This is a genomic window from Xylophilus rhododendri (assembly GCF_009906855.1).
GTDB lineage: Bacteria > Pseudomonadota > Gammaproteobacteria > Burkholderiales > Burkholderiaceae_C > Xylophilus > Xylophilus rhododendri.
On record NZ_CP047650.1, the window covers coordinates 68,212 to 80,361 of the forward strand.

11 protein-coding genes are annotated in these 12,150 nt (G+C 68.6%); all 11 read left to right on the forward strand.

Annotated features, from left to right (window positions below):
• Positions 1 to 7 precede the first annotated feature (7 nt).
• Positions 8 to 1,747, forward strand: coding sequence for a tRNA (5-methylaminomethyl-2-thiouridine)(34)-methyltransferase MnmD (gene mnmD, locus GT347_RS00345; RefSeq protein WP_160550098.1), 1,740 nt, complete (start codon positions 8 to 10; stop codon positions 1,745 to 1,747).
• Positions 1,748 to 1,785: 38 nt separating this feature from the next.
• Entirely contained in the window at positions 1,786 to 3,414 is a 1,629-nt protein-coding gene (locus tag GT347_RS27895) for a methyl-accepting chemotaxis protein (protein ID WP_160550099.1), read from the forward strand.
• A gap of 162 nt (positions 3,415 to 3,576) precedes the next feature.
• Positions 3,577 to 5,346: a nitrite/sulfite reductase gene (locus tag GT347_RS00355; RefSeq protein WP_160550100.1), complete on the forward strand. Its 1,770-nt coding sequence runs from the start codon at positions 3,577 to 3,579 to the stop codon at positions 5,344 to 5,346.
• Between the two features lie 16 nt (positions 5,347 to 5,362).
• Positions 5,363 to 5,764, forward strand: a complete 402-nt coding sequence (locus GT347_RS00360) for a DUF934 domain-containing protein (protein WP_160550101.1) — start codon at positions 5,363 to 5,365, stop codon at positions 5,762 to 5,764.
• Between the two features lie 11 nt (positions 5,765 to 5,775).
• Positions 5,776 to 6,633, forward strand: coding sequence for a phosphoadenylyl-sulfate reductase (locus GT347_RS00365; protein WP_160550102.1), 858 nt, complete (start codon positions 5,776 to 5,778; stop codon positions 6,631 to 6,633).
• Entirely contained in the window at positions 6,630 to 7,568 is a 939-nt protein-coding gene (gene cysD / locus GT347_RS00370) for a sulfate adenylyltransferase subunit CysD (RefSeq protein WP_160550103.1), read from the forward strand. The genes GT347_RS00365 and cysD overlap by 4 nt, the downstream gene beginning before the upstream one ends.
• Entirely contained in the window at positions 7,568 to 8,869 is a 1,302-nt protein-coding gene (locus GT347_RS00375; protein WP_160550104.1) for a sulfate adenylyltransferase subunit 1, read from the forward strand. Before cysD ends, GT347_RS00375 begins: the two co-directional genes overlap by 1 nt.
• Positions 8,870 to 8,975: 106 nt before the next feature.
• Entirely contained in the window at positions 8,976 to 9,305 is a 330-nt protein-coding gene (fdxA, locus tag GT347_RS00380; RefSeq protein ID WP_160550105.1) for a ferredoxin FdxA, read from the forward strand.
• A gap of 4 nt (positions 9,306 to 9,309) precedes the next feature.
• A complete protein-coding gene (locus GT347_RS00385; RefSeq protein WP_160550106.1) occupies positions 9,310 to 10,362 on the forward strand; it encodes an NAD(P)/FAD-dependent oxidoreductase in 1,053 nt (350 codons plus the stop codon).
• Between the two features lie 173 nt (positions 10,363 to 10,535).
• Positions 10,536 to 10,850, forward strand: a complete 315-nt coding sequence (locus GT347_RS00390; protein ID WP_195812379.1) for a helix-turn-helix domain-containing protein — start codon at positions 10,536 to 10,538, stop codon at positions 10,848 to 10,850.
• Positions 10,834 to 12,150, forward strand: a complete 1,317-nt coding sequence (locus GT347_RS00395; protein ID WP_160550107.1) for a type II toxin-antitoxin system HipA family toxin — start codon at positions 10,834 to 10,836, stop codon at positions 12,148 to 12,150. The genes GT347_RS00390 and GT347_RS00395 overlap by 17 nt, the downstream gene beginning before the upstream one ends.

Sequence of the window (12,150 nt, forward strand, 5' to 3'; positions counted from 1 at the left end):
GGACGCCGTGGCGGAACCCGTCGAATGGCGGGCCGACGGCACCCCATTCAGCACCCCGTACAGTCCGCGTTTCCAGGACCGTTACCGCAGCGAACTCGGCGGGCTCGACCAGGCCCGTGACGTCTTCCTGGCCGGCTGCGGCCTGCCCGCAGCCTGGCAAGGCACGGCACGCTGGTGCATCCTGGAAACCGGCTTCGGCCTGGGGCTCAATTTCCTGACGGCCTGGCAGGCCTGGCGCGAGGATCCGCGCCGGCCGGCCATGCTGCATTACGTAGCGACCGAGGCCTATCCGGCCGATGCTTCGGACGTGCGGCGCAATGCCCAGGCACATCCCCACCTGCAGCCCCTGGCCGACGAACTGGCCGATGGCTGGTGGGGCCTGGAACCCGGCACCCACCGCATCGCGCTGGATGGCGGACGGGTGCAACTCACCCTGCTGATCGGCGACAGCACCCAGGCCCTGCGCGGCCTGGGCCGCTTCGCCGACAGCGTCTTCCTCGACGGCTTCAGCCCCGACCGCAACCCGGAGATGTGGAGCGGCGATGCGATGCGAGCCGTGGCCCGCTGCTGCCGGCGCGATGCCCGGCTGGCGACCTGGACCGTGGCGCGCCTGGTGCGCGACGGGCTGGCCTCGGCCGGCTTCCAGGTCGCCAAGGTCGAGGGCGTGGCGCCCAAGCGGCACAACCTGCAGGCACGGCTGGTGCATCTGCCGGCGCGGCATGTCGACGAGGCAGCCGTGACGATCGGCGATTGCACGGTGATCGGCGCCGGGCTGGCCGGCGCCGCCGTCGCACGCGCCATGGCGCTGCGCGGATGGCGGGTGCGGGTGCTGGAAGCCGGCCCGGGCCCGGCATCGGGCGCCTCGGGCGTGCCGGCGGGCCTGTTCGCTCCCCATGTCTCGGCCGACGACGCGGTGCTGTCGCGCCTGAGCCGGGCCGGCGTGCGTGCGCTCGTCACCACGGCCCGGGGCCTGCTGCAGCGCGGCGTGGACTGGGACCTGTCCGGCGTTTCGCAACAACGCGAAGGCGCCGAAGCGCTCTGGCACGAAAAAGCCGGGTGGCTGCGCCCGGCCCGGCTGGTGCGGGCCTTGCTGGACACGCCGGGCATCACGGTGGAATACGGCCGCACGGCCTTGCCATCCGACCGTGAGTTCGACGGGCCGGTGATCCTGGCAGCGGGCTCGGGCAGCCTCGCGCTGCTGCCGGCGGGATTTCCGCTTCAACCGGTTGCAGGACAGATCTCCTTCGGACCGGCAGGCGCCCTGGCGCAGGCACCTGCTGCCCCACTCACCCCCATGAACGGGCACGGCCATTTCATGCCTTTGCTTCCACTGGCGACTGGCACGGCTTGGCTGGCCGGCGCCAGCTTCGAGCGCGATGTGGCGGCCGTCGAAATCCCCGATGAAGAGCGGCTGCGCCACCGCATGGCGAACCGCCAGCGCCTGGCCGAACTGGCCCCCGCGCTGGCGCCCTGGCTGCCCGCCGCTTTCGCGCAGGCCGGAGACTGGCGCGGCGTCCGCGCCACCTCGCCCGACCGGCTGCCCATCGTCGGCCCCTGGCCGGTGAACGATTTCGCGCCCATCTGGCTGTGCACCGCCCTCGGCGCCCGCGGCATCACGCTGGGGCTGCTCTGCGCTGAATTGCTGGTGGCACAGCTGCACAAAGACCCCTTGCCAGTCGCGCCCAAGCTGGCCGAATCGTTGCAAACCGGCCGAATCGCGCGCCGTCTACTGGTAGTTTCCCGATAGACTGCATGATTTCGTAACGCCGTGTTTCGCGGGCGACCATGCAATTTCTTCAAAACATCAAGATCGGCACCCGCCTGGCGCTGGCTTTCGGCATCCTCATCCTGATGCTCACCCTGCTCGGCCTGACGGGCATCTACCAGGTCCGTGAAACCAACGACTACGCCAGCGATCTCGGCCAGAGCTGGCTGCCGCGCGTGCGCAAGCTGGCCGACATCTCCAACGAACTCGGCGCCGACCGCCGCACCGTGCTGCGCCACATCATCGAGCGCTCGCCCGATGCCAAGAAGGAAGCCGAAGCCCTGATCGCCAAGCGCCACCAGCAGGTGCTGCCGAAGATGCTCAAGGAGTACGAAGCCATGATCACCAGCCAGAAGGAGCGCGAGACCTTCGCCGTGTTCACCACGCAGCTCGACCGCTACCACAAGCTGGCCGACGACACCCTGGCCCTGTCCCGCGTCGGCGAGAGCGGCTTCGATGCCACCAACCAGCAGGACAAGGACATCGCCGCCCCGGCCTTCCGCGAGCTCACCAAGGCGCTGGCCAAGAGCTTCGACTATGCAGGCGACACCGGCGCGCAGGTGGCGGCCGCGTCCAGCGCCAATTATTCGCAGACCGTGTATGTCTCCATAGCCGCCATCCTCGCCGCCGTGGCGCTGGGTGCGATCGGTGCGATCGCCGTCACGCGCTCCATCGTCCGTCCGCTGGCCGAAGGCGTGAAGCTTGCCGAGGCCGTGGCCGAAGGCGACCTGCGCTCGAGGATCGCGGTGCAAGGCAGCGACGAACTCGCCGACCTGCTGCGCGCGCTGCAGAATATGAACCAGCGCCTGGTCGACATGGTGGGCAGCGTGCGCCTTTCCAGCGACAACATCGCCACCGGCTCCACCGAGATCGCCATGGGCAACTCCGACCTGAGCCAGCGCACCGAGCGCCAGGCCAGCAACCTGGAGGAAACCGCCGCCTCGATGGAAGAGCTGAGCGCCACCGTCAAGAACAACGCCGGCCTGGCCCAGGAAGCCAACCGCCTGGCCACCGCCGCCACCAGCGCCGCCGAACAGGGCGGGCAGGTCGTCGGCCAGGTGGTCAGCACCATGCAGGAGATCTCGGCCTCCTCGCGCAAGATTTCCGACATCATCGGCGTGATCGACGGCATCGCCTTCCAGACCAACATCCTGGCGCTCAACGCCGCCGTGGAAGCCGCTCGCGCCGGCGAGCAGGGCCGGGGCTTCGCCGTCGTGGCCAGCGAGGTGCGCAGCCTGGCGCAGCGCTCGGCCAATGCCGCCAAGGAAATCAAGGGCCTGATCGGCGCCAGCGTCGAGAAAGTGGAGAGCGGCACCCAGCTGGTGGACGAGGCCGGCCGCAACATGGAAGGCATCGTCGGCCAGGTACGCCAGGTGCGTAATCTGATCGGTGAGATCGCCAGCGCGTCCTCCGAGCAGAGCTGCGGCATCGAACAGGTCGGCATCGCCGTGACGCAGATGGACCAGGCCACGCAGCAGAACGCCGCCTTGGTGGAAGAAAGCGCCGCCGCCGCGGCCAGCCTGCAGGCCCAGGCCGAGCAACTGGCGGAACTGGTGTCGGTGTTCAAGCTCTCCGACAGCGGCCTGCGGGCCAGCCGTCCCGCCCACCGGGCGAGCGGCACGCCGGCATCGGGGCTTCTCCTGGCCTGAGCGCCTGGACATGCGTAAACCAAATATGCCTCATAACCGGGGCATATATGCCCCAAACGAACTATTCGTTAGTCTTTAGACCTGGAAGTCGTAAAGTGCCCGGGTACCCGTTGTCCGCATGGACAATCGGGCATCCACAAAACGGTGCCCCCGACTTCCACGATGTACCAATACACAGCATTCGATCGCCAATTCGTCCGCCAGCGCGCCGCGCAGTTCCGTGACCAGCTGGAGCGCCACCAGTCCGGCGCCCTGAGCGAAGACGAATTCAAGCCCCTGCGCCTGCAGAACGGCTGGTACGTGCAGCGCTACGCACCGATGCTGCGAGTGGCCGTGCCCTACGGCGAGATCTCCAGCACCCAGCTGCGTGTGCTGGCCCGCATCGCCCGCGAGTACGACGAGCCCGAGGCCGCCGTCTTCCAGTGCGCCATGGAAGGCCAGGGCGCACTCGGCACCACCTTCCTGCCCAAGAACTGCGGCCACTTCACCACCCGGCAGAACGTGCAGTTCAACTGGATCCCCCTGGCGAAGGGCGCCGACGTGATGGACCTGCTGGCCACGGTGGACATGCACGGCATCCAGACCAGCGGCAACTGCATCCGCAACATCACCACCGACGAGCGCGCGGGCGTGGCCGACGACGAGATCGTCGACCCGCGCCCCATCGCCGAAATCATGCGGCAGTGGAGCACGCTGCACCCCGAGTTCGCCTTCCTGCCGCGCAAGTTCAAGATCGCCATCACCGGCGCATCGGAAGACCGCGCCGCCACCGCCTGGCACGACGTGGGCCTGCACATGCAGCGCGACGCGGCCGGCGAAGCCGGTTTCCGTGTCACCGTCGGCGGCGGCATGGGCCGCACCCCCATCGTCGGCACGGTGCTGCGCGAGTTCCTGCCCTGGCAGCAGATCCTGAACTACCTCGAGGCCGTGGTGCGGGTCTACAACCGCTACGGCCGGCGCGACAACATCTACAAGGCGCGCATCAAGATCCTGGTGAAGGCCGAAGGCCAGCGCTACATCGACGACGTCGAGGCCGAATACCGCCAGATCGTCGAGAAGGACGGCGCGCCCCACACCATCACCCAGGCCGAGTTCGACCGCGTGGCCGCCTCCTTCGTGCCGCCCGCGCTCGCAGCCGACGCGGCGGACGACGGCAGCTGGCAGAAGGCCGCCGCCGAAGAGCCCGCCTTCGCCCGCTGGCTGCAGCGCAACGTGGCCGGCCACAAGAACCCGGCGCTGCGTGCGGTGACCCTGTCCTTCAAGCGCCCCGGCCAGTCGCCCGGCGACGCCACCGGCGACCAGCTCGACATCGCTGCAAGCCTGGCCGACGACTTCTCGGCCGGCGAGGCGCGTGTCACCCACGACCAGAACCTGCTGTTGCCCTGGGTGCCCGCCTCCAGGCTCTTCGCCCTCTGGCAGGCCGCCCGCGCGGCCGGCTTCGCCAGCACCAATGTGCACCTGCTGACCGACATGATCGCCTGCCCCGGCGGCGACTTCTGCGATCTGGCCAACGCCCGTTCGCTGCCCATCGCCGAGGCCATCACCGAGCGCTACCAGGACCTGGACGAACTCGACGACATCGGCGAGATCGACCTGCACATCAGCGGCTGCATCAACTCCTGCGGCCACCACCACAGCGGCCATATCGGCATCCTCGGCGTCGACAAGGACGGCAAGGAGTGGTACCAGGTCACGCTCGGCGGCTCCGACGGCTCGGCGCTCTCGGGCAATGCCCAGGCCGGCAAGATCGTCGGCCCCTCCTTCACCGGCGCGGAAGTGCCCGACGTGATCGAGGCCGTGCTCGGCACCTACCGCGACACCCGCAACGCCGGCGAGACCTTCATCGACACCCTGCGCCGCGTCGGCCACGACCCCTTCAAGGCCGCGGCCAACGCCGCCCGCGCGCCCAAGGCCGAAGAAGCCGTTGCCTGAAGAAAGACACTCCACGATGACCACCCCCCAACTGCGCATCCTGTCCGCCGAAGAAGCCGTGGACGACCTGCCGGCCGTGCTGGCCCTGCCCAACGACGAAGACCCGCTCACCCTGGCCGAGCGCCTGAAGGACATCCAGCGCATCGAGCTGGTGTTCCCCAAGTTCACCGACGGCCGGGCCTACAGCCAGGCCTTCCTGCTGCGCCGCCGGATGGGCTTCACCGGCGACATCCGCGCCACCGGCGACGTGCTGATCGACCAGCTGGTGCAGATGTCGCGCATGGGTTTTTCCAGCGCGGTGTTGAAGCCCGGCGTGGACGCCTCGGCCGCCAACCGCCAGTTCGAACGTTTCGCCGCCTTCTACCAGGGCGACGTGGTGCACCAGCAGCCGCATTTCGCAGCGGCTGAGACGGCCTGAAGGCGAGCGCCATGTCCGATGCCCTGCTGGCCCTGCAACGCGGCCGCCCCTCTGCCGATTTCGACGCCAAGGTCGCGCACTCCATCGCCGTGCTGCAGGAGGCCGCGCGCCAGTACAGCCCGCTGACGCAGGCCTCCAGCCTGGGCGCGGAGGACATGGTCGTCACCGACCTGATCCAGCGCAGCGGCATCGACTCGGCCGTCTTCGTGCTCGACACCGGCAAGCTGCACGAGGAAACCGTGGCGCTGATCGGCCGGCTGCAGGCCCACTACGGCCGCGAGGTCGAGGTCTACCGGCCCGACGCGGCCACGGCAGAGGCCTTCGTCGCCGCCAACGGCGAGGACGCCATGTACAAGAGCATCGCCCTGCGCAAGCAGTGCTGCGACATCCGCAAGATGGTGCCCCTGGAAGCCGCCCTGGCCGGCAAGCGCGCCTGGATCACCGGCCTGCGCCGCGAGCAGTCGCAGGCGCGCGCCGAGGTGCACGACATCGAGGCGCCGGCCTCCGACAAACCCGATGCCCGCGCCAAGGCCAACCCCCTGGCCGCCTGGACCTGGGGCGACGTCTGGCACTACATCACCACGAATGGCGTGCCCTACAACCCGCTGCACGACCAGTTCTTCCCCAGCATTGGCTGCGCGCCCTGCACCCGCGCCGTGACGTTGGGCGAGGACTTCCGCTCCGGCCGCTGGTGGTGGGAGAACGAAAGCGCCAAGGAATGCGGCCTGCACGTGGCCGAAGGCCATGACGGCGCGCCCTCAGGCACCAGCCAGGACGACCCCACCTCGGCCGATGTCTCGCCCGACGTCTCGCCCCTGAACTTTTTCCCGACCCGCAGCAGCAGCCCGCAGAAAGAAACCGCCGCATGAACGCCCGCACGGAACCCCAGCTCCTCGGCGCTGCCCACCTGGCCGACAGCCACCTCGACGCGCTCGAGGAAGAAGCCATCTTCATCCTGCGCGAGGTCGCCGCCGTCTTCGAACGCCCCACGCTGCTGTTCTCCGGCGGCAAGGATTCGCTGGTGCTGCTCAAGCTCGCCGAGAAGGCTTTCGGCGCGGGCCGCATCCCTTATCCCCTGCTGATGATCGACACCGGCCACAACTTCCATGAAGTGACCGATTTCCGCGACAGCCGGGCCGCCGAACTCAAGGCCGAACTCATCGTGCGCAGCGTGGAAGACTCCATGGCCCGCGGCACCGTGCGCCTGGCCCACGAAGGCGAGTCGCGCAACGTGCACCAGTCGGTCACCCTGCTCGAAGCCATCGAGGAATTCGGCTTCGACGCCCTGATCGGTGGCGCCCGCCGCGACGAGGAAAAGGCGCGCGCCAAGGAACGCATCTTTTCGCACCGCGACAGCTTCGGCCAGTGGCAGCCCAAGGCCCAGCGCCCCGAGCTGTGGAACCTGTTCAACACCCGGCTGCAGCCCGGCGAACACTTCCGCGTGTTCCCGATCAGCAACTGGACCGAACTGGACGTCTGGCAATACATCGCCCGCGAGAACATCGCCCTGCCCTCGCTCTACTACACGCATGAGCGCGAAGTGGTGGAGCGCAAGGGCCTGCTGGTGCCGGTCACGCCGCTGACGCTGCCGCGCGAGGGCGAGACGCCGGTCGTGCGCAGCGTGCGTTTCCGCACCGTCGGCGACATCACCTGCACCTGCCCGGTGGCCAGCGATGCGGCGAATGCCGAGGACGTGGTGATCGAAACGCTGTCCGCCGAGGTCAGCGAACGCGGCTCCACCCGCATGGACGACAAGACATCCGAGGCTTCCATGGAGAAGCGCAAGAAAGACGGGTATTTCTGATGAACACGAACACCCTCGACACCCCGGTGGAAACCGCCGCCGCCCTGCGTTTCATCACCTGCGGCAGCGTGGACGACGGCAAGAGCACCCTGATCGGCCGCCTGCTGGTCGACACCCGCGCCGTGCTGTCCGACCAATTGGCCGGCGTGCAGCGCTCGGGCGCCACCGACCTGGCACTGCTCACCGACGGCCTGTCGGCCGAGCGCGAGCAAGGCATCACCATCGACGTGGCCTACCGCTACTTCGCCACCGCCAGCCGCAAGTTCATCATCGGCGACGCGCCCGGCCATGAGCAGTACACCCGCAACATGGTCACCGCCGCCTCCAGCGCCGACGCCGCCGTGGTGCTGGTCGATGCGAGCAAGCTGCCCTGGGCCTCGGCCGATACCGGCGCTGCACACGAACTGCTGCCGCAGACGCGCCGCCACAGCCTGCTGGTGCACCTGCTGCGGGTGCCTTCGGTGATCTTCGCTGTCAACAAGCTCGATGCGGTCGAGCATCCCGAGCAGGCTTTCGAGCGCATCCGCGCCGCGCTGCAGGCATTCGCTGCCCAGGCCGGCATCGAAGTGACCGCCACCGTGCCCATGTCGGCGCTGGAAGGCTGGAACGTGGTCGATCCGCGCACCGGCTGGGCCGGCTACAGCGGTCCCTCGCTGCTGCAGATTCTCGAAGGCCTGCCGGTCACGCCGGCCGACACCGCCCTGCCCTTCGCCTTCCCGGTGCAGTGGGTGGAGAAGTTCTCTGCATCCGCCGACACCCAGAAAGGCCGCCGCGTCTTCTGGGGCCGCATCAACGCCGGCAGCGTCGCCGCCGGCCAGGATCTGGTGGTGATGCCGAGCGGCGCCACCGCCAGGGTCGCCCAGGTGCTGGACCACGCCCGCCAGGAGCAGCCCTCCATCGCCGCCGGCCACAGCGCCGGCATCGTGCTCGACCGCGAGGTGGACGTGTCGCGCGGCGACTGGCTGCTGGCCGCCGGCGCCTTCCAGGCCGAACGCACCCTGCGCGCCACCGTCGCCTGGCTGGACGACGAGGCCCTGGTGCCCGGCCGCGTCTACTGGGCGCTGCACGGCCACCGCTGGGTGAAGGCCAAGGTGGCGCGCATCGTCGACCGGCTCGACATCCAGACCCTGGAACGCCTGCCGGCCGAGCGCCTGGAAGCCAATTCCCTGGGCCATATCGAACTTGCGCTGCAGGAGCCGCTGGCCACCCTGCCCTTCGCGGATTCACGCACCCTGGGCGCGCTGGTGCTGGTGGATACCGCCAGCCACCGCACCGCGGGCGCCGTCTTCGCCGACCGCTGAGCGCCAGCGCCTGAGCCGCGGGCCGGGTTAATCGGCCCGTTTTTCGTCTACCCGGCCCGCGAGGCCCTAAAATCGCGGGTTCCCTTCGATCGTCTGCTCCGTACCCATGACCCACGTCGTCACCGAAAACTGCATCAAGTGCAAGTACACCGATTGCGTGGACGTGTGCCCCGTCGATTGCTTCCGCGAAGGCCCGAACTTCCTGGTGATCGATCCGGACGAATGCATCGACTGCGCCGTCTGCATCCCGGAATGCCCGGCCAACGCCATCTACGCGGAAGAAGACTGCCCGCCGGATCAGCTCCACTTCATCGAACTGAACGCCGAACTGGCCCGCGCCGCCGGCTGGAAGAGCATCACCAAACGCAAGTCGCCCCTGCCGGACGCCGACACGCACAAGGACCAGCCGGGCAAGCTGGCCGACCTGATCCGCTGAACGCGTGAGCGAGCCCGGCGCCCCGATCACCACCGACGCGCTGATCATCGGAGCCGGCCCCGCCGGCCTCTGGCTGGCCTTCGAACTGGGCCTGCTGGGCATCTCCAGCCAGATCGTCGATGCCCAGGCGACGCCCGGCGGCCAGGTCGCCACGCTCTACGGCGACAAACCCCTCTACGACATCCCCGGCCTGCCCGCCTGCACCGGCCAGGAACTGACCGAGCGGCTGCTGCTACAGGTCCGCCCGTTCGCGCCTGAACTCCACCTGGGACAGGAAATCGTCTCGCTGGAAAGCGGCGGCGAGGACGGCGGATGGCGCCTGGGCAGCTCGCAGGGCGCCCAGTTCCACGCCAGCTGCGTCTTCATCGCCGCCGGCGTGGGTGCCTTCGCGCCGCGCCGGCTCAAGCTGGATGGCATCGAGGCGCTGGAGAACTCGCAGGTCTTCCATTGGTGGCCGAATGCGGGCGCACTCTTCGGGCAGCGCGTGCTGGTGGTCGGCGGCGATGAACTCGCGCTGGACCGCATCGATGCCCTGTTGGCCGACGCCTCGCCCCCCGCCGCCATCCTGCTGATGCACCGCCGCGCCGTGCTGCAGGCGCCGCCCGAAAGGCTCGCCCGATTCGAGGCGCTATGCGCCCAAGGCCGTGTCGCCTTCGAGGCCGGCCAGATCACCGGCCTGGAGCTGGAAGCCGGCCGCCTCGCCGCCGTGCAGCGCTCGGGCCCCGATGGCGACCTGCCCACGCTGGCCGTGGACGCCATCGTCGTCGCCCAGGGCCTGAGCCCGCGCCTGGGCCCGCTGGCCGACTGGGGCCTGGCGATGGAGCGCAAGCAGCTGCCGGTCGACACCGCCCGTTTCGCGACCAGCCTACCGGGTGTTTTCGCAGTCGGCGACATCGTGTCCTACCCGGGCAAGAAGAAGCTGATCGTCTCGGCCTTCCACGAGGCGACGCTGGCGGCTTTCGCGGCCGCCGACCTGCTGAACCCGCAGCGCAGCCAGATCCTGCAGTACACCTCCAGCAGCAGCTTGTTGCATGGGCGTCTGAAGATAGAAAGTTAAGACTAGTGCTTCAATTGTCTTTTTTGTGCCGATAAAACGAAAATTCTTTAACGACAGGCAAAAATATGCCGATACATGTCGTCATTGACTTGAGCAAGAGGCATCTATATATTTGTCCTTAAAAGGACTCTTATCGCTCCAAATGCCCTCTATCGGCAGAAAAAGGATTGTTGATGCAAATCCTCCATGAAACCCCGGACGAGCTGGAAGTCGCCCTGGGCGACCGGCTGAAATCCCTGCGCCTGGACCGCAACATCGACCAGAAGACCCTGGCCGAACGCGCCGGCGTCAGCGTCCGGGCCTTGCGCAACCTCGAAGGCGGCCAGGGCTCCACCCTGCACAGCCTAGTCTCGGTGCTGCGCGCACTCGGCCGCGCGGACTGGCTGGCCACCATCGCGCCCGTCGCCACCATCAACCCGCTGGCGCTGGGCCGCCATGCCGAGCCGCGCCAGCGCGCCACCGGAAGCCGACATGGCGCGGGCCGCTAGGAAGAAGCCGGCCGTCTACCGGCATGTCGACAAGGTCGATGTCTTTCTCTGGGACCAGCACATCGGCGCCGTGGCGCTCGATCCCGCCTACGGCTACTACGCCTTCGCCTATACCGAGGCCTTCAAGGCCAGCGGCATCGAGCCCTCGCCGTTGCACATGCCGGCGCGCGGCAGCCGCCCCTACCTGTTCACCGAACTGCCCGAGGCCACCTACAAACGCCTGCCAGCGCTGCTGAGCGACGCCCTGCCGGACGACTTCGGCAACGCGCTGATCAACCGCTACATGGCCGACCGGGGCATCGCCTCGAACAGCGTCACCCCGCTGGACCGCCTGGCCTACATGAGCGGCCGCGGCATGGGCGCCCTGAGCTTCAAGCCGGCACGCGGCCCGGCCACCCGCAAGCCCACCGCCATCGAACTGAGCAGCCTGGTGGAAGAGGCGCGCAAGGCCGTGTCCGGCCATGTCGACGACGACGACCATGCCAATGCCGCCCTGCGCAGCATCATCGAGGTCGGCACCTCGGCCGGTGGCGCACGCGCCAAGGCGGTGGTCGCCTGGAACCCCGAGACGCAGGAGATCCGCGCCGGCCAGCTCGACGCGCCGCCCGGCTTCCAGCACTGGCTGCTGAAGTTCGACGGCATGGGCCTGGACAGCGAGCTGGGCTCCTCCCAGCACTACGGCCGCATCGAATACGCCTACCACCTGATGGCGCGCGCGGCCGGCCTGCAAATGAGCGACTGCCGCCTGCTGCAGGAGCACGGCCGCGCCCACTTCATGACCAGGCGCTTCGACCGCGGCGAGGACAACAGCCGGCACCACATGCAGACCCTGTGCGCCCTGTCCCACCTCGACTACAAGAAAAAGGGCACCAACGCCTATGCCCAGCTCTTCATGGCGGCCAGCGCGCTCGGCCTGCCCTACGAGGCCATGGAAGAGGCCTTCCGGCGTATGGTCTTCAATGTGCTCGCGCGCAACTGCGACGACCACAGCAAGAACTTCTCCTTCCGGCTGCGCCAGGGCCAGGCCTGGGAACTGGCACCGGCCTACGACGTGACCTTCGCCCACAACCCCCAAGGCGAATGGACGAACCAGCACCTGATGTCGGTCAACGGCCGCTTCAAGGGATTCGAACGGGAAGACCTGCTGGCCGAGGCGCGCCGCTTCGGCGTGGGCTCCGCGCCGCGGGTGATCGAGGAAGTGGCCGCGGCGTTGCAGCGCTGGCCCGAGTTCGCCGCGGCCGCCGAACTGCCGCCCGCCCTGGTGGAGACGATAGGCGGCCAGTTCCTGGACCTGCGCTGA